Raw genomic sequence first — 25897 nt, forward strand, 5'->3', positions numbered from 1 at the left:
GAAAAAGGGACAGGCAAAATTTTCAGGCAAAGGGTCAAATATTTTACCGAAAGTTTGGCTATAGGGAGCCGAGGATTTGTAAAAAAGGCAGCCGCCAGACTAAAAGAATCCCTTGGACTCAAACAGCCACTCAAGCTATCAAAGAAAATAAATAGAAAGATGAAAAATTTAACGGACGAAGAGATAGTTTTTCTATAATCTTTGACATATCTCGCTTAAGCAGAAAACTGAAAGAAATTAATCTTCACCCGAAATTTACAAACTATACTGACAAAATTTTTTTCTCCTGTTATCTATTTTAGCCATGATTACAGGAGATGGTTTTGAGCTAAGAAGTTGCCGTGGCGGCTCATGCTCCATGGCGGTGATGGATACAGAGTCTTTAACTCAAAAATGCCAAAATGTGCTTGAAAAAGCTAAACTGGGCGACTTTTTTCGCTCTCTCGGCCTAAAACAAAGCAAGCGTTATCGTTTTCGAGTATATATAGCAGCCTGCCCCAATGCCTGCACTCAGGTACACATTGCTGACTTTGGCGTTATAGGCCAGGCGATCCCTGCCCTGGTGGGAGATTGTAATGCCTGTGGCTCTTGTATTGAAGTGTGCGAAGAAGACGCCATTACTCTTTTTGAAGATCGCTTTCCTTTAATTAATACCGAATATTGCGTTAACTGCGGAGCCTGCATAAAAGTATGCCCCAAAAATGCCTTACAAATAGGAGAGTGTGGCTATAAAGTACTTGCTGGCGGGAAATTAGGGCGCCATCCACGCCTGGCCAAAAAAATTTTTTCCCTGGTAGATGAAGAAAAAGCAGTAAAGTTACTCGAAAAGACTATAAATTTTTACAAAGAAAACTGCCAGCACGGAGAGAGACTTAGAATAGTAATTGAAAAAGTGGGCTGGGATAGTTATCTCTCCTCGCTCAAATAACATGCCCGCCATCAAATTAAAAAACATACGCCAGCACAATCTAAAAGGATTTGATCTTGAAATCCCCCTTTATAAAGTAACCGTTGTTACCGGGGTTTCAGGGGCTGGCAAGTCAACCTTTGCCTTTGATGTGCTTTACGCCGAGGGCCAGCGTCGCTACGTGGAAACCTTTTCGGCTTACCTCAGGCAATATCTTGAAAGGCTTCCCCGCCCACAGGTGGAAAGTATTGAAGCTATCCCCCCGGCTATTGCTATTTCACAAACTAATCCTGTAAAAAGCTCACGCTCAACGGTAGCCACCCTTGCCGAGATCACCAGTTTTGCCAAAATGCTTTGGTTCAGAGCCGCTATTCCTTTCTGTCCTCTTTGTGGTCGCGAGGTTCTTACGGCTGACCCGTATTCTGCCGCGCAGGAAATAATAACTCGTCTAAAAGGAAAACGCGTCATAATCACTGCCCCCCTTGAAGTTAAAGACGAAAACCTTTTGCGTGAGGGGCTTCTCCAAGCAGGTTATTTTCGCCTTTTTCTAGATAATCGTGTTTGCGATTTAGAAGAAGTAGAAAAAATTCCCGAACAGGCAGAAATAGTCCTTGATAGGCTTAAAGTTGATGAAAAAGATTTTTCCCGTCTCATCGAGGCCTTTGAACGGGGCTTTAAAATAGCCGGGGAAGTAAGAATCCATACTACCTACGGAGAGGAAATAAGATTTTCGGGGGAAAACCGCTGCCCTTATTGTGACTTCAAAACTCCCGAAAAAAATCCCAATCTATTCTCTTTTAATAGCCCGGTGGGTGCCTGCCCAGAGTGTCGCGGTTTTGGCCGCGTAATGGATATTGACTGGGACCTGGTCATACCTGACCCAAAAAAAAGTATCTATGACGGTGCTATCACTATCCTTAAAATGCCCTCTTTCTGGGAGGATGAAGAGGAACTTTTTGATTATTGCCGTGAGAAAGGTATTCCCCTTGACAAACCCTGGCAGGAACTTACTCCTGAGGTGCGTAAAAAAATACTTTACGGAGACGGTGATTGGTACGGCATAAAAGGGATATTTGACTGGCTTGAGACCAAAAAATATAAAGCCCACGTACGAATACTTCTGGCAAGATATCGGTCTTATCTCCCCTGCCCTTCTTGTCAGGGAACAAGGTTTAAGAAAGAAAGCCTCTACTTTCGCCTGGGAGACCTTGATATAGCTTCTTTTTACAGACTATCGGTAAAAGAGGCGCGAAAATTTTTGGAAAAATTGAATAAAAAATCATTAGACCGGGCGGCCGAAACACTATTACGAGAACTTACCCAAAGAATAACTTATCTTGACGAGGTGGGCCTTTCTTACCTTACCCTTGACCGCCAGAGTCGCACCCTTTCTGGCGGTGAAGTGGCCCGCGTGCTTCTTACACGGGCCCTGGCAGGAGAACTGGTAGAAACCCTCTACATCTTTGATGAACCAACCACCGGGCTTCATCCCAGAGATACCGCCCGTATTATTTCTTTTCTTAAGAAACTAGCTTCTCAACAAAACACAGTAGTAGTTATTGAACATGACCCAGAGGTAATACTTGCCGCTGATTACGTGATTGACCTGGGGCCAGGGGCTGGAGAAGCTGGCGGAAACCTGCTTTTTGTAGGGACAGGCAAAAATTTGGTCTCGGCTAAAACGCCTACCGCTGAAGCTATAAAAGAAGTCCAAAAGCCCAAAAAACTTGAACCTATACCTTGGGAAAGCGATGAATTCCTGGAAATAATTTGTGTCAGAGAAAACAACCTCAAAAACATAAACGTTAAAATACCGTTAAAGGCTTTAACCGTTTTTACAGGTGTTTCTGGCTCAGGCAAATCAACCCTACTTGAGCTAATTCTTTATCGCGGGCTTAAGCGTTTAAAAGGCGAGGCCACTGAGCCAGCCGGGGAGTTTGATGCCATAAAAGGCGCAGAAAAAGTAAACGAAGTGGTTCTTATTGACCAGAGCCCTCTGGCCAAATCTCCCCGGGCTAACCCCGCTACTTACCTAAAAGTTTACGATTTAATCCGCAAGCTCCTGGCAGCTACCCCTTTAGCCAAAGAAATGGGGTTTTCTGCCTCGGCCTTTTCTTTTAATTCAAGCATTGGTCAGTGCCCGCACTGTGAAGGCCTTGGCTTTGAAGTGGTAGAAATGCAGTTCCTTTCAGACCTCTACTTTCCGTGTAGTCTCTGCCAGGGCAAGCGTTTCAAAGAAGAAGTACTCAAAGTGCGCTATAAAGGCAAAAATATTGCGGAAATCCTTGAGCTCACTTTTGACGAAGCCTTCTCTTTTTTTGAAGACGAAAGAGAACTCAGAAGGCGGCTTAAGGCAGCCCAGGCTCTGGGCCTTGGTTATCTCAAATTAGGACAACCCTTGAATACCCTTTCTGGAGGAGAGGCCCAGCGTTTGAAAATGGCCAAATATCTCTTTCTGGAAAAGGGCAAAGACCATCTGTTTTTACTAGATGAACCCACCGTGGGCTTACACCTTAAAGACATAGAATCCCTCATAAAAGCCTTGTCTCTCTTAATAGAACAGGGCAATACCGTAGTGGTAGTTGAACATCATCTGGAGTTAATACGCCGGGCCAGCTGGGTGGTGGATCTCGGGCCAGAAGGAGGAGACCAGGGCGGAGAATTGCTATATCAAGGACCTTTGGCAGGCTTTCTTAATAAAGAAACCCCCACCAGCCAGTGGCTTAGAAAGTATCTCTCTGGTTCTCTTTAATTTAAGCCAGCAAAGCCAGAAGAAAAGCAGAAAAGTTAGACGGGCGCTCTTTTAAATGCCCACCGATACTCCTTAAAATTGTTTCAGATTCCTCAGGTTGATCTGCTTTTTTAAAAAGATAGGCCAAAATTCCGTTAGCCGAAGGTAAGGCTCCGTCATGGGTGGAAAAAAATCTTAACCATAAGGGTGAAACATCCGCTCCTACTTGTTGATAAAGGCCTTCCTTAGACTTAAAAAGTCTTTTGATTTCATCAAGTAAGAAATATAATTTGGTTAAATAAAGTTCATTCTGGGTAGCTTCCCAGAGTTCTAAAGCAGCCCAGGCTAAAAAAGTATAGTCATCTAAAAAGCCCTTTATCTCCGCGTTTAAGAGATGATTTAAGCGGCCTTTTATAAAAGCCCTTTCCCATAGTTTTTTAAAAGTTCGCTCAGCCAAGCTCAAGAATCTGGAGTCGTCCAAATTCGATGCAGCCTTTGCCAAAGCCGCTATAACCAGGCTGTTCCAATCCACCATAATCTTTTCGTCTCTTGGAGGATAGAGCCTCTTTTCTCTATGTTCTTTCAATTTTTTGAGAACTGACTGGAGCTTAAAAGAAATATCATTTTCATATTCCCAGGGAAAAGTGCATGGATGGAGGACATTGCGTCCATTGGGTCTTCCCGTAGCTTCCTCAAGATAATTGCCCTCTTCTTTTAAGCCAAAATAGTCTATCAACAAATTCAATTCTTCTGGAGTAAGTAAAGACCTGAGTTCACTTAAAGACCAGGTATAAAAACGCCCCTCCTCTCCTTCACTTTCAGCGCTCTCTGCGGTGTAGAAAAAACCTTCTTCTCCTAAAAGACGCTCTTCCAAATAAGAAAAAATTTCGTAAGGAACCCGGGCTATTCTATTATCTTCTCGCGCTATCTCGGCGTATAGATATAAAAGCAAGGCCTGGTCATAAAGCATTTTCTCAAAATGTGGCACTTTCCAGGCCCTATCAATAGTATAACGGTGAAAGCCTGCGCCAATCTGGTCAAAAATAGCGGCATAACGCATTTTTAAAGTGGTAAATACTACCAACTCTCTGGCTTTATTATTCTCAAACTTTTGGGCATATCGGTAAAGATAGAGAAGTTTAACAGGCAAAGGAAACTTGGGAGCTATACCAAAACCACCATGCTCTCTATCGTAAAGCTTTTCTAGTTCTGAAAAAGCTTTAGTCAAAACATGAGTAGAATCAAAGTGAGAAGGCTTTATGAATTCTATTTTCTTTAAAGTTTCAGCTATTTTAAAAGCGAGTTGATATAAATATTTTTTTTCAATTTGCCAGTAGCGGGAAATGGCTAAGAGGATTTCCTTTAAGCCCGGCTGAAAACTATTTCCACTTTTAGGAAGATAAGTGGCTGCAAAAAAAGGACGTCCGTCTGGCAAGGCTATTATGGTAAGAGGCCAACCAGCCCTTCCCTGGACCACTTCACAGGCCAAAAGGTAAATAGCGTCTATTTCGGGGTGTTCTTCCCTATCAACTTTTACTGGAATAAAATTTTCATTAATTATCCGGGCTATTTCTTTATCGTCAAAGGACTCCCTGGCCATAACATGGCACCAATGACAGGCCGAATAACCAATGGAAATGAAAAGTGGTTTATGCTCTTCTTGAGCCAGAGAAAATAAATCCTCTTTGAAGGGAAGCCATTTCACCGGCTGATGGGCATGTTGCCTGAGGTAAAGACTTTGCTCGTGGATTAAAGAATTAATAATCCTTCTCCTTTTTGAAAAATTATAAATTAGGCTTAACCTGTTTCTAGTTAAATTACTAGACTTTATTATTTTTATAAAAGAGGAAGAGGCCACTTAGCGCGGCCTCTTTTTGTTTTATTTTACAATGAAGGTCGTAAAATCTACGCCGGTGTTACCATTGGAGGGACAATAGGCGTAAACAATTACTTCGTAAACCCCCTTTTCTTTCGCCTGGTAAGTAGCCGCAAACTGGCTGGCTTTACCAGCATAAGCCAGAGGGATAGTGTCAACAATTTTACCATTTCTTTTAATAATGGCTTTTACTTCAAAGTCTTTGGTATCCCAGACTCCGCCCGGAGTCAGAGGGCACCCTCACATCATGGTGACATTAGCTTTTAAAGCAATTTGCTGTGGCGTTCCTTTTAATTTTATATGAGCAGGTGGATCCAGTACGTCAACTACCAGACCGGGAAGTTCAAGCATAAAGGCGTCACCCTGGTCAATATGCTTACCAGGCACCACCCACTGGGTAGCTGAAACTTTGTTAGCGGCCTGACGCTGGGCTAAGGGCCCGTAAGCAGAAACCTCTATTAAAGTTGGTTCGTCAATATCTATTTCCGCCACGAACTTGGCAGCTTTATCATCTGAAATGGGTACACCCCGTTGATGAGGGGTCTTCATAATCAATTTGGTATTACCGGTGCTGCCGACAGTTTTGCCTTGGGCCAGAATTTCTCCAGTAAGAACATTTTTAATAGTAACCAAGGCTCCTCCCATACTTGAACCCAAAAATTTGGCATCTTTGGTTTTAACCCTTACCACTATTCTGGTAGGCTCAGCGTGAACCAATGGTACTGCTATTAAAAGCAGTAACCAGACTAAAAGAAACTTTTTCATACAAACCTCCTTATTTTATTATTTGAGAAAGTTAATACTACTATTCCAAAACCAAACAAAATTCAAAAATTGACCAGAAAAACACAATAAAGAGATCGTTTAAAAAGAATCTTTCAATTAGTTTATGTGTTTTCGTTTTATTGAAAAAAACTCTCTTTTGCAATTTTATTAACAAAACAGAGAAAAATTAACAGTAACTATAATTATTGTGAATTTTTTCTTGCAAAAGCAAAATAATAGAAAATTTTTGATAATAATAGGTTGTCTTCTGTCTTAATAGAACTTAACTTTTTTAAAAAAAGAGGGAGGGGCTTATGAATTGGAGACTAGAAAAAATCTTATTTCCTTATGATGGATCAGAAGAGGCTGCGCAGGCTATTAAACCTGCTTTATATTTAGCTAAAAGGGATAACGCTGAGGTTATATGTCTTTATGTTATTCATCTCCCAAGTATCTGGGCGGCACCTTTTGATGTGTCTCGCGAGGATCTGTTAGAAAGCTTGAAAGTAGAAGCTGAAAAAGTCCTAGCTGAAGTGGCCCAAAAGTTTCAAGAAGAAGGTATCAAGGTTAGCAAACTAGTAAAAGAAGGCTCGCCTGCTAACGAGATAGCACGCACAGCTTCAGAAGAGGACGTTGACTTGATTGTCATGTCCAGCCACGGAAGGCACAGTACTAAAAGTTACCTTGGAAGTGTAGCCCGTGGAGTTCTTGATAGAACGCATAAATCAGTTTTGATTGTGAAATCACCAGAATTGCCAGACCCATTTGAAATTCCGTAAAAATAGCTAGCTGGTCTTTTTCTGACATTCGTCGCAAATTCCCTCTATATTCACTCTCATGCGGGTTATTATATATTTCTTTTGAAGGTCTTCAGGAACTTTTAGCTGGTCATATTCCTGGCAGTAAAAATCTATAATTCTACCGCACTTAATACAGCGAAAATGGTGATGAGGTGATAGATTAGGGTCAAAACGTTTAGGGTCTCCGCGGCCTTCTATGATCTGGGCAAGCCCTAGATCAGCAAAGAGAAGAAGGGTTCGATTTACCGTATCTAAAGAAATGTGTGGAAAATATTCTTTTACTTTTTCATAAATGTTTACCGCTGAAGGATGATCTTTGGAGGTCAAAAGCTCACGATATATGGCCAGACGCTGGGGAGTAACTTTTATCCCGTGTTGCCGACATATTTCCTCAAATTTTTTTAAATATTCTTTCATTTTTATCTCTCTCATCTTTGTCTTTTTCTAATGTAATAGAAATTCTTAAATCTGAACGATAACATTAAAATTTACGGCGGGCTAGACGAGAAAGGGTAAAAAGGATGGTCTGTTGTTCAATCCTTTTATAATCAATTTTGGGTACCTGGCCTTCTTCAAGCTTTTCCAATGTTTTGGCTTTACTCTTTTTACTACTGAAGACCTCTACTTTTTGGACAATTTTTTCGTAATATCGTTGTTCTTTTTCAAGATTAATGGGCCTGTGGCGAACCTGATTGAGTTTAAGGATCAAATAATTAAGCTTTTTTATCTGTTTCAATTTATGTTCTTCGTCTTCCATATGTTCAAGCAGGTCTTCAACAGTGCGAATTTCCTTTAAAAGTTCGGCTTCAGGAGGCAAGAAACCAGCGTTTTTAAGGACTTTATAAGCCAGCCTCAACTCTTCGGGAACATGACTTAAATCTTCAAGTTCAAGGGGTTTGCCTTTACCTGGAAGATTTTCAAACTCGCCTTTTTGAATGGCCTTTTGAATGCGTTGTTCAGCCAAACGCTGGAATATTAAAAGAGACATAGTTAAACTTTTTAATTTTCTTTTTTCAATTTTAGTATTATCATTACTTTTATAAGTAAAGAATTCAAGTTTTTATTATGGATGGAAAAACAAAACAGATGACAATTTGGGGCTGTCATAGAAAGCCACGAAGTGGCAAAGCGATCTCTGTCCGAACGTTATAGATCGCCGAGGCGATGACCTGCTCCTCATTATTTGAATCACCCGGGTTGTTAAGTTTTATAGAACAAATACCCTAAAACAAAAAAAGGGGATAAACAATAAAAAAACCTGACCAAATCATCAAAATATTTACCGAAGTCAACACCCCAGGTGATTTTGTAGGTGCTACCGCTAGAAAATACAGCCTCTCCGAGCAAACCATCTACCGGTGGCGTAAAAATACTGCGACTTCTCTGCTTCTGAGGCAAAACGTCTTAAAGCTCTTAAAGAAGAGAGTGCTCGCCTCAGACGCTTACTCCCTGGGTCCGCTTTTAAAGATGGTTTTAGAATTGCAATAAAACCTGACTCATTGCAGGAGGATGTATGAAATTTTTGGTCAAGAGGAGCGTAGTGGTTCTGTTTTTTTTCTTTTTGGCCACTATTATTTCTAGAGTGGCCTTTGCTGGAGTTTCAATAGAACTGAAAGGTCTTCAAATAGAGCAAACTCAAAACGGATTCCTTGTTAAAGGAATTGTGGTAGGTTCTGGGCTTAACACACCAATTCCAGAAAAGGATACTGTGGAAATTTTAGCAGAAATTAAGAAAGGACCAAATGCTAAGTATCCCAAACTGCCACAGTACTATAGCATTGCAGCCGGCTGTCCTCAGATTGCAGGCAAGTGCCTTACTCCAGAGGAGGAGAAGGGAGTCAATATTGCCTCTGTAGGGGTAGCTTCTATTATCCTACGCCCTGGTCCAGTATGGCGTCTTTATGGAGGGTTAGGGAAATGGGAGAAGAGAGCTCCAGATAGGGTAGAAAAGCCTTTTCAAGGGTACATCCCTCTCCAATACGCCGGCAAAAAAGCCAGGATACATGTAACTTTAACCCATGTGATAGGCGGACCTTACGCTGCTTGGCCCGGTATAAGCTATTATCACGCGGTAAAAGAAGTAGTGTTACCGGCGGTGCAGGGGCAGAATTCTGGTAAGACTTCTGGCGGGTCAGGGAAAACATCTGAAAATACCAAAATGTATGAAATTCTCGAAGTGAAAAAAGACCTGGGCTGGTGTCGCCGTCGTGTCAGATCCCAAGAGAGACTTATAAGAGATCTCAAAGAGCGTAAGAAACAGGTTGACCTGAATTCTATGGGTATAGGTGGAGGATCCGGTTACCACAGTATTCTTGAAGATATCCAAAGGATGCGGCGTCTTCATAAAGCTGGTGCAAATTATAAGCTTGTCCTTGAATGCTTAGATCCAGTTAGAGAAAGCAACAGGTTAAGAGAACAGATTCGACTAGAAGAAGACGCCCTTTATTGGGAAAAGGTTAAATGCAGGCAATTAGAAGAAAAACTAAGAAAATTAGAAGGAAAGTAGTCATGAGTCGTAAAATAATTGCATTTTTACTATGTGTAGTTTTTTACTGTATTGGAAGTGGTTGGAGCTATGCTGTTCAGTTTAAGTCTTCTCCGGCTGAGGTTAAGAGATTGATCGCTCAGCTAGAAGATGAACTTCAAAGACTTCAGCGAGGAGAAAAAGGTGTAGGGGGATACGCGAAGTATGGCTTCCAGTGCCCCAAAGAACTGCTGAGAGGCGACTTGCTTATAGACCAATACTTTGACAGCCGTGCAAGAATCTCCGTACTAAAAAAAGAACTAGAAGTCCTTAACCAACTGTTGTCACTCTTGACTTCCTCGACTTCTTCGCCCTCTTCGACATCTTTTGGTTCGCTGACAGGACGGAATCTTGGCTGCTTCAAAGACCAGGGCGATCCATACGGCCTAAATGGCCGGGATCTGGCTGCTTTTGGGTTTGGAAGCGATCAGATGACACCTGATTTGTGCATGAGGGAATGTGCAAGAAGGGGCTATAGATACGCAGGTGTGCAATACAGCAGTCAATGCTTCTGTGGAAACAGCTACGGAAAATATGGACCAGCTATAAACTGTAATATGAAATGTACAGGAGATGAAAATCAAATCTGTGGAGGAAATTGGGCAAACAGCATCTACGACGTGGCAGGTCTCAATGTGCCAAAGATTCATTATGGCGATGGGGTCGAAGCTAATATAGACAGGCCGGGGCTAGACTATAAAAGCTTCAACCTGCCCTATCCAGACTATAAGCTCTGTCAGGATGCTTGTGAGAATGCCCCAGAATGTAAGGCCTGGACCTATGTAAAGCCTTATACGATTCAGGGACCTTACGCCAGGTGTTGGCTTAAAAACGCTGTACCAAACCCGGTTAGAAACAAACACTGCATATCTGGAGTAAAACGAGGAACACATATATCTCAAAATCCGCCTAGTTTAAGGGACAACTATATAGGATGTTTCAAGGACCAGGGAGATCCATACGGGACCCAAGGACGAGACCTGGACAAAAAAATTGTTTCCGCCAGTGACATGAGCGTAGAGAAGTGTATCTCCATTTGCAGGAGTTCAGGATATAGATATGCTGGCGTCCAGTACGGTTCTCAGTGTTTCTGTGATAATGACTACGGTCTATTTGGCCCGGCAAACAACTGCGATATGAAATGCTCAGGCAACCCGAATGAGATATGTGGTGGTTTTTGGGCAAACAGCGTTTATGCTACGGGCGTCTATAACACCGGTACTAAGAATGAGAACTTCCCAGGTTCAAACAATCATTTGCCCCAAACTTTTAGAGACGATTTCAATTCGTTCAATTCAGCAGTTTGGGAGGCTTACGAATGGAAGACTCTTCGTCGTGTAAAAAACGGCTCAAGTTTAGTGCGTAACGGGGTCCTTGATCTCGCATGTAATAGAGTAGATCAGAGTCCGTTTATTTCATCTAAACCGATACTTATAAATGCAGGCGAAGTGTTCACTTTGCGCAGGAGAGTAAAAGTTCACTATGCCAACAACTATTTTGAAGGAGGTATCTGGTTCTATCAGACAGATGGATCTAATGTGCAAATGCCGGCAAACAGAGCCGCATGGCTTTCAGCTTTTGGGAGAGGACTCTTTCAGGTGACCTATTACAATTATTTTTACGAAAAACCTGGAGTCCGTCAGTATGTTCCAGCTAAACATGGTTTTGTCTTGTCTGGAGCCAACTGGAGGCAGCTTGGAAACTATGGTGTCCTACAGCCTATATGGGATCAATGGTTTGTCGAGGAAATTGTTTATGACCCAGAAACAGCGACTGTGCGTTATCGCGTAAACGGGCAAGAGATTACCGCGAAATCAGCCCCTCTGAACTCCCCGTACATTCGCTTTATCATGCACTCGTACGGATGGTATACTGGTCATGATATTCAGGTCGATTGGGTTGAATGGAGTGTGCGTCCGCGGAATCAGGCAGACATCGGGGCTGGACCTGTTATGATTGACACGACGTCAATGTTTGATGATAATTCTCATGTAGGTGGATCTGGTGCAATCATTACCAAAGTGATCATCGCTACACGCAAACTTCCTTCAGGCGAGCCAGCTCCGGGCACGGTAACTGACAATCTTCCTGCTGGGAATTCTCCGTTTTACCTTTTCGTTTACTATACTGGCGCTCGTCCTACAGACAGGATTGGCGTAAAGTGGTTTTGGCGACCATTTGGAAGTCCAAAAGAAGAACTGCTTTTTGATAAAGATAATGGAAAGCTTCCAAAGAGAGATGGTGTTTTTTCAGCAAAAATTTCTCTAGACAACGGAACTTTTCCTGACGGTGAGTATCACTTGATTTTTTCAGTCAATGGAAAACAAGTATTTGAGAAGTATTTTACGATCGGCCGAAAATAGTAAAAATATTGTATAATTAAATGCCAGGGGGCTCTTGATGAGAAATCTATTCATACTACTTTTTTTTGTGTTTTTTGTTTTGACAAATGCTTATGCTTACGAAGTTACATCTATAGAGTTTTCTGATATTGCTATAGAACATCCTGAGACGCAGACAGTAGAGCTGGGAGCAGTTACTGACCGCTTTCCCGTCGAGACTCCCATTATACATGCTCTTGTACATCTCAAAGGTGTGGGAAGAAATGACTCAGTACTTATCCGCTGGGTTAGGAATGACGCGCTCCCCAAGCCAAATACGACTCTTGCCGAAATAGAGCTGAAATTGGCTCCCTACACTAAACTTTTCCATATTTACTATAACAATAGCGACTTTCAGTTGCCAAAAGGCCGTTATTCCCTTGAGCTCTATTCAAATAGTAAATTGCTGGCAAAAAAGAGCTTCGTGCTCTATTCACCAGAACACGAAAAGGCTGACAGAAAACCTCTTTACAAAATACCGGGAATCTCCGAGATATATCTTGCTAGAGATGTAAAGACGCATGATGACGGCTCTGTTACTCCGATCGGCGTGAGTGATCATTTTCCAAATTCACAACACAATATCTATGTAGTAATTCCTTATAAAAACTTGAAGGCGGGCATACCATACTCAATTGAATGGATTATTGTTGATGACGGTATCAACCGAAACAAGATTCTTTACAAGAAAGAAGGAATTATTCGACATGCCGGGAAGATTCCTGAGGGCACCATTGTTGCAAATATTCATCTGCCAAGAGATTGGCCAAATGGAATATTTGAGGTGGTTTTTCGTTTAGATGGGAAGCCTTTATTACGCAAACAATACACAATTGGAGATGTTTCAAAATTAGCAAAAGCTGGTGCGCAATCAGAGGTTGAATCAGTTGATAAGCATTTTCAGAAACAGTTGATTACTCGTTTAGCCAACTGGATGCTTGCGTCTATAGAGAAGAGAGATCTTAAACCTCTCTATGAACACAGTGTGCATAGCTGGAGAGACAGTACTGACTGGATAGCCCTTAAACGTGGCTTTCAAGGGATCTTCAATGCCCCCTTAAAGTGGGAAGAGATTTTTGCCCAAACTCCGAAACTCCTTCCCCTGAAACGGCTTGCAAACGGCGCGATTCGCTTACAGGCAATTTATCCCGGCATCAATAGCGTTGATGTTCTTTTAGAGGGGACTTTCTATAAAGAGGGCGGAGAATGGCGTCTTTTGGGATTTGCATTGGAGCCAGTTAATCCTTAAATTCAGATTTTGGCATTAGTAAAGGAGTGGTTCAGGCTACCCTTTCAAAGGTTCCACCAGAATAACTAGACAGGAAGAGTGGCCATGACCACCCATTTATCCAGAAAAGAAAATTTTTCATGGTTCAACTATCATCTTTTTTGGGTAAATAAAAGTTGTTGGTAGGTAACCTTCCCGGCTTAGCCTGGTATTAATACGGACGGTGTTACATAAAATGACTGTAATATAAAAAAATCCCGGTAAAAATATGTTGCCATTTAAAGAACAGAAACAAATTTTGCGTCACAAATTTCTTAAAATAAGGGATTCTATTCCCAGAGAAATTCGCCAAAGTTTATCCCAGAAAATAATCCAACATTTAAAAAATTCAGACTATTATCAAAAAGCACAAAAAATCCTTTTTTATGCCTCATTTAAAAGTGAGGTGGAAACTTACGAGCTCATTGAAGCCGCGTTAACTGAAGGTAAAGATGTCTATCTCCCTAAAACTTATATATCAAAGCGCAAACTAAGACTTTTTAAAATAAACAGCTTAAAAGAACTCAGTCCAGGCGCTTATGGCATCCTGGAGCCATCTGAAAATAGCCCGGAAATTGAACCTAAAGGTTTAGACCTGATAATTTTGCCAGGAGTTGCTTTTGACCTTTCAGGTGGCCGCCTTGGCTACGGTGGCGGATTTTATGACCGCCTTCTGGCCAAAGCCCCTCACGTTCCCAAAGTAGCACTGGCTTTTGAATGTCAACTCACGAAAAAACTCCCGCTTGAGTCTCACGACCTAAAAATTGACGCCTTGGTTACGGAAAATGGCTTAAAGAAAATCTTTTAGTTTTTTACGACCAAAAGCTAGCTCTTCCAAAGCAGCGAGACTTTCACGATCACCCAGGGCCACCAGCACATCACCTGGCTCAAATTCATAATCTGGTGGTGGGTTTAAAACCATTTCTCCAGTTACTTTTTTAATAGCCAGAATAATAGCTCCAGAAATCTTTCTTAGTTGACTGTTTATCAAAGTTTTACCCACTAGGTCTGATTTTGAAGATATGCGAACTTCTTCTAATTGTAATTCAAGGTGTTTGGTGGGGGTGACCAGTTCTAAAAAGTCTGTTACCGCAGGCCTCAAAATGCTTAAGGCCATACGCCTAGCACCAATAAGATACGGGGAAACCACTTTATCAGCGCCTGCCCTTTTTAACTTTTGCTCCACGTGTTCTTCATCAGCCCGAGCAATAATGAAAAGTTTGGAGTTTAACCCCCGAGCCGTAAGGGTGATATAGACATTGTCGGCATCAGAACGAAGAACAGACACAAGGCCTTTTGCCCGCTCGATACCAGCCTTTTGAAGTACTTCTTCCTGGGTAGCATCTCCTTCTAGATAGAGAAATCCGGCCTTATCAATCTCTTCTATAACTTTGGGATTTTTCTCTATTACCACAAAAGGGACTTCCTTGGCAATCATGTGGCATATATGTTTGCCAATCCGGCCGTAACCACAAATTATGTAATGGTCATGTAAAGTCTCAAGTTTTGATTCCAGGCGCTTACGCCCCAAAAAATCCTGGAGCTGGCCTGAAACAACAGCTTCTGTAATCATGGTAAAGACATAAAAAGCCACCCCCACGCCAGCAAAAATCAAGAAAGAGGTGAAAATACGCCCTTCGTGAGAAAGGGGATGGACCTCTGAATATCCCACCGTGGAAAGGGTGATTATCGTCATGTAAAAAGAATCAAATAGATTCCAGCCCTCTATAAGAAAATAGCCAAAAGTCCCGGCAAATACGATACAAAACAATAAAACTAAAGACAAAAAAAGCTTTTTAAGTATCATCTTCAGTTAAACGGGTTACTTCCTCCATAAATTGATAAAATTTTCGTAATTCTTCAATATAATTATCAGTGAGATGGATGTGAATAACCGGACGATTATCCTCACTTAAAGCCTGAAAATCACCATAAGCCTGAGCAAACTCAAGGTCCCAAAAGGTAAAACCGAAGTCTGGAATAATTTGATTATCTCGCCGCCCTTTACGGGTAAAAATAAAAAATCGTCCCGAGCGGGGGCCTCCCTTAAATAGCTGGCCAATGGAGTGAAGATACCTGGGGCCAAAGCCCATAATGGTGGAACATTGTCTTCTACCACGCAAAAGAGTTCTCAAATCAGTAAAAATTTCTTCTACTTCGGAGCTGTAAGGCAAAAAGGGAAGGAAAGCAAAATATCCCCAGGGCGGAGTTTCGTAAAGTAATTTTTTAACTACTGCTCTAAGCCTGGGATATTGGACTTTTAAGCCTCCAGCATACAAAAAACCCACGTTTAAATCGTCGTCCACGTAAAATTCAACGGGAAAATCGCCGGTTTTTACAAAGGTGTCAAGGACCTCTTTAGTTTTTTTCTTGGCTCGTATCACATCAGGCTCATCAAAGGGGTTAAGCCCGAGCCATACCCCACAAAGGGCCACAGCCAGCTCCCAGCGGTAACATTCCGCTCCCAGTTCATAGTAGTCATCAAGAAAGTATTGCTTCAAAGGAAAGCCCGCATCTTTTAAGTCACTGAAAAGGCGGTGGTATAAATCCTGCCTGCCCCTCAAGCCTAGATAAACAAAAACACGGTCCGGGCCGTAAACAGTAGGTGAACCAGGAGTCTCTCCTACAATAGGAACAATGCCGGTGAATTCCTTGCCAAGACTTTCAGCTACAAGCTGTTCTATCCATAAAGAAAAAGGCCTGAGCAAAGGGTCAGCCAAAACGGTAAGCTTATCCTGCCCCAGAAAAAAGTGTTCAGCCATATACTCTGAAAGCCAGGCCGCCGGATTGAGTTCCCAGGGGATATCAGGAGAGCAGGCCTCTTGCATTTCTTCAGCCTTCTCAAGAAAGCGTTCTATATCAAGGCCCATAAGAGCCCCTGGCACAAGACCAACGTAAGTCAAGGCAGCATAACGCCCACCTACATCTTCAGGATTCAAAAAGAGTTTAAGAAAACCTTTTTCCTCGCCTTCTCGGTGAAGAGGAGTACCTTCGTCAGTTATGGCTACAAAATGACTTCCAGGATTGTCTGTTTGTTTAGCAATTTTTTCCCAAAAATAGCGGAATTGAGTTATAGTTTCGATAGTGGTGCCAGATTTACTGGCAATAATAAAAAGGGTCTTTTTCAGGTCTTTTTCTTCAATTTTGGCCACTTCTTCAGGGTCAGTGGTGTCTAGCACGTGGAAATTAGGCCAGCCTTCTTCAGGGCCAAAAATCTTGGCAAGAGCCAGAGGGAAAAGACTTGAACCTCCCATGCCACAGAGAACTATTTCAGAAAATTTATCTTTTACCTGGCTGGCAAATTCTTTTATTTCAGGAAGTTTGGAGCGCATGCGTTGGGAAGCATCTACCCAACCCAGCCGGTTTTTAATAACCTTCTGAATTTCTGAGTCTTTAGTAAAAACGGATGGGTCTTTGGCCAATATAGCTGAAAGAATCTTTTTCTTTTCGTCATCAGTTAATTTTGAAGGGCGGAGTAACTTTACTCTTTTTGGGGAATCCATTTCCTCCTCCTGAAGTTTTAATCTTTAAAAAGTTTTATACTCCAGCCGCCATGGTAAGCAAGAATTATTTTGGTTTTTGCTATCTCTTTTTCTGGCTTACCTAGTTTAACCAATCCAGTCTTTTAAAATTCTCAGTTAACGCGCGAACTATCGATATAAATGTTTGGCTAGCTTTTTATTAACCCCCCATGCCTCTGTGGGGCACAACGAAGGCATGAAAACATTGAAAAGAGAGGAGATGAACCGCCCTGAGTTTGCCGGAGCGGTTCATAGCGCATAAGATTTTGAAAGCGGTGTATTTTATCATCAAAGAGGGCAGGGAATACAGGGAATTAGGGGCAAATTATCTGAAGCAGATAAATAGCCAGAGATTATTGACAAGAATAAAAGAAGAAGCAGAAAGACTTGGATATAAAGTGGTAGCGCCTTAAAACAGCCAGGAGAGGTCGTTGCTCCCACTGAAGCCAAAGAGCGCGATATTAACCTGACCGTCCACCAGCAGGCACAACAAATTGTAGGCTTTGACCACGCACAGGAATCTCTTTAAATAAAGCTGGTGGTTATTGGTTGATGTTTTCACAGGAAAGCCTATAAGAAACACCTTTTTATCGGAGATTATGAAAAAAATTTTTATCTACCTAAACTTGGCTTTTTCACAGAGAAAAGGTATGTTTAGTTTGATGCGAGAAAAAGTAAGTCCTCCCAAGCCAGAAGATAAAAAAAAGCGTTTTATTGTTGTTAAGAAACGTCCCTTTTTTACCACTACAACCAGGATAGTCTGCCCCTATTGCGGCAACGATGAAGACTTCTGGGAGTACGCCGAAGGTGTTACCATAAAAACCCACTACATTCAAAATGAAGATGGTAGTTTCTCGCCAATAAGTGATGATACCCAGATTTTTGGCGAAATTCGTTTTATCTGTGGCAAATGTAATTCTGACTTAACAAAGTATCACAAACAATTCCTTGAGATGCTATTTTAATGCGTGCTCCATGGATAATTCTTTCTAATCAGGCCTTTCGTAAACTTTACCATGAGCTACAGGCAGGAGACATTTTCATAGGGCGGCTGGCCATAAAATTCGGTGAAGAGTTCATTTATTTAGACCTTGAAGCCCGCGGCATAAAAGCTTATCCGTCATTTCTGGCCCAACATTTGTCTCGCTCCAAATGCTTTCAGGCCCAGGCCTTAGGCCCCTATATGCTTCCTCATACCTTACTCATTAGAGACCGCCATGACCTTATTAAAGCCACTAACGAATATGGTGCTCTGGGCATTAAAAAAGTAGTTTTAAAGCAAGCCCGCTTCAACTGCGGCCTTGGTATCCATGTATTTGAAAGCATAGAAGAAATTACCAACCATGCCTGCTTTGGAAAGCTATCCTATCCCTTTGTGCTTCAACCCTTTGTTGAAGAAGCAACTGATGTGCGTGTGATTATTATGGGCGACTATGTTGAAGCCTATTCTCGCCAAAACCCCTTTAATTTTCGCAATAATCTTTTTTTTGGTGGGGAGTCAAAGCCTTACCAGCTAAATGAAAAGGAACTTTCTTTTTGCCGTAAAATTATGGAAAGGGGTATGTTTCCCTACGCTCATATTGACCTAATGATACTCCCTAACGGGCATTTTTATTTATCAGAGATAAACCTGCGAGGAGGGCTAAAAGGCGCCCAGATAAAGCCTCAGGAATATGAAGCCCTAGTAGAAAAGCTCCACCAAGAATTTCTCAATAGTTTCCTGGAAAAAAACCCCAAGGCCAGAGTGTGGAAATAAATAAGCAGGTCATCAGCTTCTACACCTTAAGGCCTCAAGCCGGGCGAGATACTTTTGCATATTAGAAATGTCGCCAAGGGCCTGGTAACAGGCAGCTATACGAGGGAGGGCCTCAGGTGAGTTCTCAAAAGGCAAAAGGTGCTCAAGGGCTTTTTTAAAATCTCCCAATTGCATATAGTTTACCGCCTGGCAAACGTTAAGCTGTTCACTTTTAGGATAATGTACCAGGCCCTTTTGCAAGATTTCTATAGATTTTTTAAACTTCCGCCGCTGCTGGTAAATAATGCCAAGGCCCAAAAAGGCGTGGTGGTCAGGATAATAACGAAGGGCCTTTGTGAATAGCTTTTCTGCCAGCCGGTCTTTTTCGGGAATATCTCTTTCCGCAAGCTCACCGTAACGTAAGGTCATGGCCAGACGGGTCAAAAAGTCAGCGTGAAAGGGATAAAGCTCTTCACGGTCTATTAGGTTTAATGTTTCAACAAATTGCGGGAAGTTTCTATCAAAGGCCTGGTGAAGTTTGCGGCCGAAATTCTTAACCCTTTCAGCCGAAAGATTGGGGTCAGTTTCGTAGTACATGATATCTTCTATGCGCTTAAGCCAGATGTCATCATCGGCGCCGGTACGTTTCTTAAAGTCTTCGTAAAGGGCTGTACCAGGATAGATATCAAGGATATAGCAAAGCATGCTAAGGGGTTTTATTTCTCTCATAAGGTCAATGCTTGCCTGGATAGTTTTTTTGCTTTCACCGGGGCAGCCGTAAATAAAATAAGCCCGCGGGAGGATGCCATAGGCCCGACAAAGGGAAAAGGCCTTTTTTATGCTTTCTTTAGATAACTTTTTGTTGAGGATTTTGTTGCGAATTTTATCTGAGCCGCTTTCCACTCCAAAGCTTATTTGCAAACAACCTGCCCGCCGCAGCCAGTAAATTATGTCCTCATCAAGACAGTCAACCCTTGAGATGGCCTGCCAGGTAATGTTGAGACCCCGCCTGATAATCCCCTCACAGATTTTGATAACCCGTTCTTTATCAAGGGTGAAGGTGTCGTCTGAAATGTAGAAAAAGTTTACACCCTGGCGATAAAGCCTTTCCAGTTGCTCCAGAAAATACTCAGGCGAATGAAACCTGACTTTACGCTTCCAGAACCGCGGTGAACCACAAAACACACAGTTCCACGGGCAACCACGGGAAGAAATCACGTGCTGAAAAGTAAAAAACTGAGCCGGATCAGGAATGACGTCAATGTCCTTTAAAAATCCAGCTTCTCCCGTAAAATAGGGCCTACCTTTAAAGCGAAGGCCAAGGCCTTTTATTTGTGCTATTTCTTCATCGGTAGCTTTAGCGGCCAGGGCTTTTGCTAAATTGAGAAAAGTTTTTTCGCCTTCTCCTACCACTATATAGTCTATTTCAGGAAAGTGTTTTAGCAGATGCTCCCACAGGTAAGTGGCCCCTACCCCACCAAATATAACCGGGGTATCTGGCAAAACCTTTTTGGCTACTTTAGCCAGGTCAATACCTCCCCAGCGGTTGGCGTTAAAAATGGAAAAGGCAACAATGTCTGGCCTTAAGGCTTCAAAGGTTTTTCTGGCTAGAGAAAGGTCATTAAGGTTGTACCAGTTAAGGATTTCCACCTGGAAGTTTTCCTGCTTCAGTACTGCGGCCAGGTAATAAAGGCCAATGGGCAAAGGACGCACGTCATAGTCTTTAGGCCTTGGGTTTAAAAAATAGGGATAAATTAGCAAGACTTTCATGTTAAAAAAATATAACAGATTTTTGCCTGTCCCTGTAAGCTCCAGTAAGCTTAAGGTATGTCAATAAGAAAATCTGCTGAAACTGGAGTTATTCGCAAAAGGTGGCGTGGCCGCATACCCATTGCCCTGGTCTTTCCCAACACCTACCACGTAGGGATGTCAAACCTTGGCTTTCGCCTGGTCTATGAAACCTTAAACGCCTACGATGAAATCGTATGCGAGCGCTTTTTTTTGCCTGGAGAAAATGAACCTTTAAGGTCTGTAGAAACAAATCGTCCTCTTGATGATTTCAAACTCATATTTTTTTCCGTTTCTTTTGAGGCTGACCTGGTAAATCTCGTCACCATTCTTAAACTTTCAGGGCTTTCTCCTTTGCGAGAAAAAAGAAAAGGAAATCCACCTGTTATAGCAGGAGGCATTGCTACCTGGCTTAACCCCGACCCTTTTACCCCTTTTGTAGATGGCTTTTTTCTTGGGGAAATAGAAGCCTTTGCCGAAGAACTGGTAAACTATCTGGTTGACGAAAAACCCCTGGAAAACCTCTCCTGCTATCTATCTGCTGATTACGAACTTGTTTTTGACGAAGAAGGTTCTCTCCTTGAAATCAAACATCCCCCAGTTAAAAGACTTATAGCTGAAAGGCTTGATAAACCTCCTCTCTCTGGGCTCTTAACCAAAGAGACTGAATTTTCAGAAACTTATCTTCTGGAAGTAGGCCGTGGCTGTGGCCGTGGTTGCCGTTTCTGTGCCGCGGGCATCCTTTATCGCCCGCCAAGGCCCTGGCCCAAAGAACTTTTGCTGTCTGCCCTTGACGAAATACCAGAAGGCGCCAAAGTTGGCCTGGTAGGCCTTGAGTTTTCCTCAACGGAAACCATAGAGGCCTTAGGAGAAGCCCTTCTTGCCAAAAACTGCACAGTTACCTTTTCCTCTCTCAGGGCTGATGCTCTTACTGAAAGCTTCGTAAAATTGCTTGCTTGCCAGCGCACCGCTACCATTGCCCCAGAAGCTGGAAGTGAAACTCTAAGAAAAGTAATAAACAAAGGCCTGAAAGAAGAAGACATAATTTCAGCTGCTACCCTTTTAGGCCAGGCTGGTATCAAGGCCTTAAAACTTTATTTCATGGTAGGGCTCCCTTACGAAACGCAAGAAGACCTTGAAGCCATTGTGAAACTCTCCAAAAAGATTCGCCATAACCTTGATAAAGAAACTCGGCCTAAAGGCTATGTAATAGACCTGCGGGTAAGTGTGGCCTCTTTTGTTCCCAAACCACACACCCCTTTTCAATGGGCTCCTTTTGAGGGGGTAAGTACATTGAAAAAAAAGCTCAACTGGCTTAAACGAGAGCTTCGTAAAATTTCAAGCACCCGCTTCACCAGTGATTTGCCCAAATGGGCGGCGTTTCAGGCCCTCATGGCCAGAGGTGACAGACGCCTCAAAAAACTTATTTTATCCATGGCAAGTGGTAAAAATTTAAATCAGGCCCTTAAAGAACTTCCCTTAAACCCAGAATTTATTATCGGTCGTGAAAGAAAAAGGGAAGAAGTCTTCCCCTGGGAAATAGTTGACCTGGGAGTCAAAAAAGAATTCCTATGGGAGGAATGGCAGCTTGCCCAAAAAGGGAAAGCAAGCCCGGGCTGCCTCCTTGGCCGCTGTAAACGCTGCGGGGCTTGCGGTTAATCTTTTTTAACCCTCCGCGTAGCCCTTAATTGAAGTACCTGTTGACGGAAAATATGCTCTACCAGACGATCCTGGTCTGCCTCGGTTATCCAGATAAACTTAAAGGCCACTTCATAACCACCTTCTGGTGATGGCTCAACTCTTATCACCTCTCCAAAAGTCTTCAGGAAAACCCAATCAGGAAGAAGCCCCAGATCTATTTCGTAAATAGCCCCTACCTGAACTTCTTCAGGGAGCCTTACCCTTAACCCCCCAGCTCCAAGATTTACTTCTACTTCGCGAAAACCTTTTAGAAACTTCTCTCCCAGAAGGTTTATCAAAATGCGGTCAAGTTTTTGGTTAAGAATCTGAAGCACCCCTGCTAACTCACGATCTTTTTCCCGCAATCTTTTGAGATAAGACTCAAGTTTAAATATTTCCCCTGGGGGCCTGATAGGGTCAATCCAGGGGCTTTCTTTGCCTTCACGAAAGTTTTCAAGTTTTTTTTCAAACTCTTCCCGTGAAAGAGGGGTGAGTCTCAAAAGAACGTGGTCATAAATACGGATATAATTCCGCTTTTCTTCAGCTTTCCCTGTCATTTGGCCTCCTGTGGTAAAGGTTCTTGTTCTTTAGGGTGTTTAAAAGTTTCTTTATACTCTAGAAGAGGAACTTTCTTCTGTAAAAGAATTATTTCTACCCGACGATTAGCGGCTCTGTGCTGTGGAGTATCGTTTGGATATAATGGCCGGCTTGGCCCATAGCCTACAGCGGCTATTTGGTCAGGCAAAACAAACTTATGCGCCAATAAAAACTCCACTACCGCCACCGCTCTGGCCGCGGAAAGCTCCCAGTTAGAGCGATAACGCCCAGAAACAATGGGTAAATCATCCGTATGGCCGGCTACCACTATCTCCCCGTCAAAAAGTTCAAGAATTTCACCAATCTTTAGCAAGACCTGTTTGGCTCTGGGAGTTAAAGTGGCGCTGCCTTTAGGGAAAAGCAGTTCATCTTTAAAGCGAAGAACAACCCGGTCTTTAAGGCTTTCTATCTGGATTTCACCTTTTATCATTTCAAGCTTAACCGTGGCCTTAACGCGCTCAAGAAGGTCATCCACAGTGAATTTGGGCGGGAATTCCGTGGTCACAACGCTTATACCTTTGGGTAGCTGAAAGACGATTTCTTCACGTTGTACACCGAAGGCATCTTTTAAAGAGCCAGCGACTTCTTTAAAGCGGGCTGGGTCCATTTCGGAAAAAGAGAGCAACAACACGAAAAAACACATAAGAAGGGACATAAGATCAGCAAAGGTGGTCATCCATTTAGGAGCCCCGCCTCCTTCCGCCTTTTTCTTCCGTCCACCAGCCATTATTCACCACCTTCAGTGCGCTTTTTAGGAGGCAAAAAGGCTTTAAGTATCTCTTCAAGAACACGAGGGTTTAGACCTTTTTGTAAGCCTATCACCCCTTCAATAATCAGCCGGTAATTCAACTGTTCTTCCTGGGAACGCAACTCCAGTTTGTTGGCAATGGGCGCAAAAAAGAGGTTGGCAAGGATAGCACCGTAAAGGGTGGTCAAAAGGGCAACTGCCATAGAAGGACCAATGGCTTTAGGGTCAGACATGTTGGCCAGCATCTGCACCAGACCAATAAGGGTTCCTATCATACCGAAAGCCGGGGCCAGGTCCGCCATAGTTTTAAAGAGCTTTTGCCCGGTTTCATGGCGCTCAGCAGTAAGTTCAACCTCTTTATTAAGCACTTCTTCTATAAATTCGGCCTCGTGCCCGTCAACACAAAACATAATGGCCTTTTTAAGAAAAGGATTATTTATGGGCTGCTTTTCAAGTTTAAGGAGACCTTCTCGACGGGCAATGTTAGCCAGATTAGTAATTTCTTTGATTATTTCTTCAGGGGGTTCAAGCTTATTAAAAAAGGCCTTCATAGCTACTTTTATAGAACCCAAGACATCTGGCAACGAAAAAGATATAAAAGAACCGGCAATAGTTCCGCCTACCACGATTAAGATAGAAGGAATATTGATAAAAAGCCCCAGACTTCCACCCATTAAAATAGAGGCCAGAATTAGAACTATACCGAGCACTAAGCCGATAACGGTTCCCAGGTCCATAAAACCTCCGCCACTATAAAGTTCTCACCGTTGTTATCGGCAAAAAATAAAGAAGGATTAAGGCCCCAGATTTTACCTGTCCCTAAAATTGGTTTAACTTAAGAGGCATGAATCCGAATAGAGATTACCTCTTGGCCCTTTTAAGAGGTGAAGAAGATGTTTTTATCGCCCTTTTAGAAACCAAAAAATTAAAAGAGAAATATTTTGGAAACTTTGTAGAGACTTGCGGTATTCTTAATACCAAAAGCGGTCATTGCCCTTCTGATTGTAAGTTCTGCGCTCAATCAAAGCATTGGTCAGCCAAAATTAACACTTATCCCTTACTTGAAGAAAAAAAGATTCTTGCCGCGGCGGAAAAGGCTTATGAGGCAGGTGTTAATCGCTTCAGCCTGGTAACAAGTGGGGTAAGACTCAGCCGTCAAGAATTCAAGCAAATACTAAAAGTAATTGAAGCTATAAAAAAAACTCTCCCTGGCCTTAAGCTTTGCGCCTCTCTTGGCCAGTTAGGTTACGAAGAACTTAAAGCCTTAAAAGAAGCTGGCCTTTCGCGTTACCATCATAATTTAGAGACAGCTGAAAGCTTTTATCCCTACATCTGCAGCACTCAAAATTGGCAGGACCGCCTGAAAACCGCCGAAAGGGTAAAAGAAATAGGCCTTTCCCTTTGCTGTGGTGGAATTTTTGGCCTGGGAGAAACAGCTGAACAAGTTATAGAACTAGGTGAAACTTTGCATAATCTTGCTCCTGACTCCATTCCGATTAATTTCCTGCACCCTATTCCAGGTACTCCGTTAGAAAAGGCTTCCTTTTTAACACCCACAAAGGCCCTGGCTATTTTAGCAGTGCTTCGTTTTTTGTTGCCAGATAAAGAAATAAGGGTTTGTGGTGGTCGGGAATATAACCTCAGGGACTTGCAGGCCCTTTTACTCTTGCCATCTAACGCTTTGATGGTAGGAAATTACTTAACCACTTCAGGAAGGAAGCTTTCTGATGATAGCCAGATGATAAAAGACCTGGGTTTTAAAAGCTCACTCAAAATTTAAGGGGCACTTTTCTGTGCCCCTTTTACCAAATTAAGCCTGGGCCTCTTCAGCCTCCTCGTTTTCCTGGGGCAGGATATCCGCGTACTCTTTTTTAAAGAAGATAATTCGCTGGCAGATAGGACATTCGTAAATGCGATCATCACGCTGCAGTTCATTATATAACTGAGGGGGAATATTCATATGGCAGCCATCACAAATGGCGTTTATCACCGGCACTACAGCTACTCCATTGCGGTGTGATTTAATGAATTCATAGCGCTTAAGAAGATTAGCCGGAATATTTTTGGCAATATTTTCTCTTTTCTTCCAGATACCCTCTCTTTCCTTATCAAGCTCTGCCCGGTGAGCTTCATATTTTTTGCGTTCTTCTTCAACCTGTTTTTCAACTTCAGCAATTTCTGCCTTAAGCTCCTCTTTTTGCTTATTGAGTTCTTCCACGCGTTCCATCATCTTTAGGAGTTCTTCTTCACGGAGCTTATTAGCCTTTTTTATTTCTTCTATCTCTTTGAGAAGGGCCTGGTATTCGCGCTGGGCTTTAACTTCCATAAGCCGCGTCTGACTCTTTTTTAAGCGCTGGTATTCTTGCTCAAGCTCCTCTTCAAACTTTCGGCGCTTAAATTTTAGTTCTTCAATTTCGTTTTCAAGGGCTTCCATTTCTTTCTTCTTTTGGGCCAAGGCCTCTTCGGCTTTTCTCAAAGATTCTGGAAATTCCTCTTTAGCCTTATCTAAAGCCAAAATTTTTAAATCAATCTCCTGCAATTTGATGAGATTTACGATTTCCTCCCGCACTATTTACC

22 protein-coding genes and 1 pseudogene are annotated in these 25897 nt (G+C 42.5%); 12 read left to right on the top strand and 11 right to left on the bottom strand.

Features of this window, described 5'->3' with window-relative positions; all coding sequences use genetic code 11:
- The 3 genes and pseudogenes from TH606_RS11890 to uvrA form a co-directional block, all read left to right on the top strand.
- Window positions 1-198: pseudogene (locus TH606_RS11890) on the top strand (hypothetical protein); the annotation flags it as partial.
- Window positions 199-358: 160 nt separating this feature from the next.
- The gene (locus tag TH606_RS07635) at window positions 359-928 is read left to right on the top strand and encodes a 4Fe-4S binding protein (RefSeq protein ID WP_068542584.1); all 570 of its coding nucleotides are present in this window, start codon (window positions 359-361) and stop codon (window positions 926-928) included.
- Window positions 885-3659: an excinuclease ABC subunit UvrA gene (uvrA, locus tag TH606_RS07640; protein WP_157627891.1), complete on the top strand. Its 2775-nt coding sequence runs from the start codon at window positions 885-887 to the stop codon at window positions 3657-3659. Before TH606_RS07635 ends, uvrA begins: the two co-directional genes overlap by 44 nt.
- A gap of 1 nt (window position 3660) precedes the next feature.
- Here the strand turns inward: uvrA and TH606_RS07645 are convergent, their stop codons facing one another.
- The gene (locus TH606_RS07645) at window positions 3661-5496 is read right to left on the bottom strand and encodes a thioredoxin domain-containing protein (protein WP_068542587.1); all 1836 of its coding nucleotides are present in this window, start codon (window positions 5494-5496) and stop codon (window positions 3661-3663) included.
- A 258-nt stretch (window positions 5497-5754) separates the two neighbouring features.
- A complete protein-coding gene (locus tag TH606_RS07650; protein ID WP_197460531.1) occupies window positions 5755-6279 on the bottom strand; it encodes a hypothetical protein in 525 nt (174 codons plus the stop codon).
- A 314-nt stretch (window positions 6280-6593) separates the two neighbouring features.
- On the opposite strand from TH606_RS07650, the gene TH606_RS07655 reads away from it, so the two are divergent.
- The gene (locus tag TH606_RS07655; protein ID WP_068542588.1) at window positions 6594-7058 is read left to right on the top strand and encodes a universal stress protein; all 465 of its coding nucleotides are present in this window, start codon (window positions 6594-6596) and stop codon (window positions 7056-7058) included.
- A gap of 6 nt (window positions 7059-7064) precedes the next feature.
- On the opposite strand, the gene TH606_RS07660 is transcribed toward TH606_RS07655, so the two are convergent.
- Both TH606_RS07660 and TH606_RS07665 read right to left on the bottom strand, forming a co-directional pair.
- A complete protein-coding gene (locus TH606_RS07660; RefSeq protein ID WP_197460532.1) occupies window positions 7065-7496 on the bottom strand; it encodes a Fur family transcriptional regulator in 432 nt (143 codons plus the stop codon).
- Window positions 7497-7560: 64 nt separating this feature from the next.
- Window positions 7561-8067 carry a DnaJ family domain-containing protein gene (locus TH606_RS07665; RefSeq protein WP_068542590.1) on the bottom strand — a complete coding sequence of 169 codons (507 nt, stop codon included), beginning with the start codon at window positions 8065-8067 and terminating at the stop codon, window positions 7561-7563.
- Between the two features lie 525 nt (window positions 8068-8592).
- On the opposite strand from TH606_RS07665, the gene TH606_RS07670 reads away from it, so the two are divergent.
- The 4 genes from TH606_RS07670 (at window position 8593) to TH606_RS07685 (ending at window position 14059) form a co-directional block, all read left to right on the top strand.
- On the top strand, window positions 8593-9585 hold the full coding sequence (locus tag TH606_RS07670) for a hypothetical protein (RefSeq protein WP_068542592.1): 993 nt from the start codon (window positions 8593-8595) through the stop codon (window positions 9583-9585).
- The gene (locus tag TH606_RS07675) at window positions 9540-11966 is read left to right on the top strand and encodes a WSC domain-containing protein (RefSeq protein ID WP_068542594.1); all 2427 of its coding nucleotides are present in this window, start codon (window positions 9540-9542) and stop codon (window positions 11964-11966) included. Before TH606_RS07670 ends, TH606_RS07675 begins: the two co-directional genes overlap by 46 nt.
- Window positions 11967-12003: 37 nt before the next feature.
- A complete protein-coding gene (locus TH606_RS07680) occupies window positions 12004-13233 on the top strand; it encodes a hypothetical protein (RefSeq protein ID WP_068542596.1) in 1230 nt (409 codons plus the stop codon).
- A 247-nt stretch (window positions 13234-13480) separates the two neighbouring features.
- Window positions 13481-14059 (top strand): 5-formyltetrahydrofolate cyclo-ligase, encoded by a 579-nt coding sequence (locus TH606_RS07685; RefSeq protein ID WP_068542598.1) that lies wholly within the window; start codon window positions 13481-13483, stop codon window positions 14057-14059.
- On the opposite strand, the gene TH606_RS07690 is transcribed toward TH606_RS07685, so the two are convergent.
- Complete coding sequence (locus TH606_RS07690; protein ID WP_231887757.1) at window positions 14042-15037, bottom strand: potassium channel family protein; 996 nt, start codon at window positions 15035-15037, stop codon at window positions 14042-14044. The genes TH606_RS07685 and TH606_RS07690 overlap by 18 nt on opposite strands.
- A 10-nt stretch (window positions 15038-15047) precedes the next feature.
- Complete coding sequence (locus TH606_RS07695; protein ID WP_068542603.1) at window positions 15048-16754, bottom strand: phosphoheptose isomerase; 1707 nt, start codon at window positions 16752-16754, stop codon at window positions 15048-15050.
- A 617-nt stretch (window positions 16755-17371) separates the two neighbouring features.
- On the opposite strand from TH606_RS07695, the gene TH606_RS07700 reads away from it, so the two are divergent.
- Together TH606_RS07700 and TH606_RS07705 are read left to right on the top strand one after the other, a co-directional pair.
- Window positions 17372-17737: a hypothetical protein gene (locus tag TH606_RS07700; RefSeq protein WP_231887758.1), complete on the top strand. Its 366-nt coding sequence runs from the start codon at window positions 17372-17374 to the stop codon at window positions 17735-17737.
- Complete coding sequence (locus TH606_RS07705; protein ID WP_068542605.1) at window positions 17737-18528, top strand: ATP-grasp domain-containing protein; 792 nt, start codon at window positions 17737-17739, stop codon at window positions 18526-18528. Before TH606_RS07700 ends, TH606_RS07705 begins: the two co-directional genes overlap by 1 nt.
- A 12-nt stretch (window positions 18529-18540) precedes the next feature.
- Here TH606_RS07705 and TH606_RS07710 read toward each other — a convergent pair whose 3' ends face one another.
- The gene (locus TH606_RS07710) at window positions 18541-20277 is read right to left on the bottom strand and encodes a B12-binding domain-containing radical SAM protein (protein ID WP_068542607.1); all 1737 of its coding nucleotides are present in this window, start codon (window positions 20275-20277) and stop codon (window positions 18541-18543) included.
- Window positions 20278-20334: 57 nt separating this feature from the next.
- Here TH606_RS07710 and TH606_RS07715 point away from each other — a divergent pair, with 57 nt between their 5' ends.
- Window positions 20335-21954: a radical SAM protein gene (locus tag TH606_RS07715; protein ID WP_068542608.1), complete on the top strand. Its 1620-nt coding sequence runs from the start codon at window positions 20335-20337 to the stop codon at window positions 21952-21954.
- On the opposite strand, the gene TH606_RS07720 is transcribed toward TH606_RS07715, so the two are convergent.
- Genes TH606_RS07720 through pomA form a run of 3 tightly spaced genes read right to left on the bottom strand, consistent with a single transcriptional unit; the run spans window position 21951 to window position 24057 of the window.
- The gene (locus TH606_RS07720) at window positions 21951-22532 is read right to left on the bottom strand and encodes a PilZ domain-containing protein (RefSeq protein WP_068542614.1); all 582 of its coding nucleotides are present in this window, start codon (window positions 22530-22532) and stop codon (window positions 21951-21953) included. The genes TH606_RS07715 and TH606_RS07720 overlap by 4 nt on opposite strands.
- Entirely contained in the window at window positions 22529-23299 is a 771-nt protein-coding gene (locus tag TH606_RS07725; protein WP_068542615.1) for a flagellar motor protein MotB, read from the bottom strand. Before TH606_RS07725 ends, TH606_RS07720 begins: the two co-directional genes overlap by 4 nt.
- Window positions 23299-24057: a flagellar motor protein PomA gene (pomA, locus tag TH606_RS07730; RefSeq protein WP_068542617.1), complete on the bottom strand. Its 759-nt coding sequence runs from the start codon at window positions 24055-24057 to the stop codon at window positions 23299-23301. The genes TH606_RS07725 and pomA overlap by 1 nt, the downstream gene beginning before the upstream one ends.
- 107 nt (window positions 24058-24164) lie before the next feature.
- On the opposite strand from pomA, the gene bioB reads away from it, so the two are divergent.
- On the top strand, window positions 24165-25100 hold the full coding sequence (gene bioB / locus TH606_RS07735; protein ID WP_068542619.1) for a biotin synthase BioB: 936 nt from the start codon (window positions 24165-24167) through the stop codon (window positions 25098-25100).
- A 30-nt stretch (window positions 25101-25130) separates the two neighbouring features.
- On the opposite strand, the gene TH606_RS07740 is transcribed toward bioB, so the two are convergent.
- The gene (locus TH606_RS07740; protein WP_068542621.1) at window positions 25131-25889 is read right to left on the bottom strand and encodes a zinc ribbon domain-containing protein; all 759 of its coding nucleotides are present in this window, start codon (window positions 25887-25889) and stop codon (window positions 25131-25133) included.
- Window positions 25890-25897: the final 8 nt, after the last annotated feature.

The organism is Thermodesulfatator autotrophicus (assembly GCF_001642325.1).
GTDB classification, from domain to species: Bacteria; Desulfobacterota; Thermodesulfobacteria; order Thermodesulfobacteriales; family Thermodesulfatatoraceae; genus Thermodesulfatator; species Thermodesulfatator autotrophicus.

Excerpts from the sequence above, each read along its gene's own strand:
- TH606_RS07635 (WP_068542584.1), top strand. The coding sequence starts at position 359 with ATGGCGGTGATGGATACAGAGTCTTTAACTCAAAAATGCCAAAATGTG.
- TH606_RS07650 (WP_197460531.1), bottom strand. The coding sequence starts at position 6,279 with ATGAAAAAGTTTCTTTTAGTCTGGTTACTGCTTTTAATAGCAGTACCA.
- TH606_RS07655 (WP_068542588.1), top strand. The coding sequence starts at position 6,594 with ATGAATTGGAGACTAGAAAAAATCTTATTTCCTTATGATGGATCAGAA.
- TH606_RS07660 (WP_197460532.1), bottom strand. The coding sequence starts at position 7,496 with ATGAAAGAATATTTAAAAAAATTTGAGGAAATATGTCGGCAACACGGG.
- TH606_RS07665 (WP_068542590.1), bottom strand. The coding sequence starts at position 8,067 with ATGTCTCTTTTAATATTCCAGCGTTTGGCTGAACAACGCATTCAAAAG.
- TH606_RS07670 (WP_068542592.1), top strand. The coding sequence starts at position 8,593 with ATGAAATTTTTGGTCAAGAGGAGCGTAGTGGTTCTGTTTTTTTTCTTT.
- TH606_RS07675 (WP_068542594.1), top strand. The coding sequence starts at position 9,540 with ATGCAGGCAATTAGAAGAAAAACTAAGAAAATTAGAAGGAAAGTAGTC.
- TH606_RS07680 (WP_068542596.1), top strand. The coding sequence starts at position 12,004 with ATGAGAAATCTATTCATACTACTTTTTTTTGTGTTTTTTGTTTTGACA.
- TH606_RS07685 (WP_068542598.1), top strand. The coding sequence starts at position 13,481 with ATGTTGCCATTTAAAGAACAGAAACAAATTTTGCGTCACAAATTTCTT.
- TH606_RS07695 (WP_068542603.1), bottom strand. The coding sequence starts at position 16,754 with ATGGATTCCCCAAAAAGAGTAAAGTTACTCCGCCCTTCAAAATTAACT.
- TH606_RS07700 (WP_231887758.1), top strand. The coding sequence starts at position 17,372 with ATGAAAAAAATTTTTATCTACCTAAACTTGGCTTTTTCACAGAGAAAA.
- TH606_RS07705 (WP_068542605.1), top strand. The coding sequence starts at position 17,737 with ATGCGTGCTCCATGGATAATTCTTTCTAATCAGGCCTTTCGTAAACTT.
- TH606_RS07710 (WP_068542607.1), bottom strand. The coding sequence starts at position 20,277 with ATGAAAGTCTTGCTAATTTATCCCTATTTTTTAAACCCAAGGCCTAAA.
- TH606_RS07715 (WP_068542608.1), top strand. The coding sequence starts at position 20,335 with ATGTCAATAAGAAAATCTGCTGAAACTGGAGTTATTCGCAAAAGGTGG.
- TH606_RS07720 (WP_068542614.1), bottom strand. The coding sequence starts at position 22,532 with ATGACAGGGAAAGCTGAAGAAAAGCGGAATTATATCCGTATTTATGAC.
- TH606_RS07725 (WP_068542615.1), bottom strand. The coding sequence starts at position 23,299 with ATGGCTGGTGGACGGAAGAAAAAGGCGGAAGGAGGCGGGGCTCCTAAA.
- pomA (WP_068542617.1), bottom strand. The coding sequence starts at position 24,057 with ATGGACCTGGGAACCGTTATCGGCTTAGTGCTCGGTATAGTTCTAATT.
- bioB (WP_068542619.1), top strand. The coding sequence starts at position 24,165 with ATGAATCCGAATAGAGATTACCTCTTGGCCCTTTTAAGAGGTGAAGAA.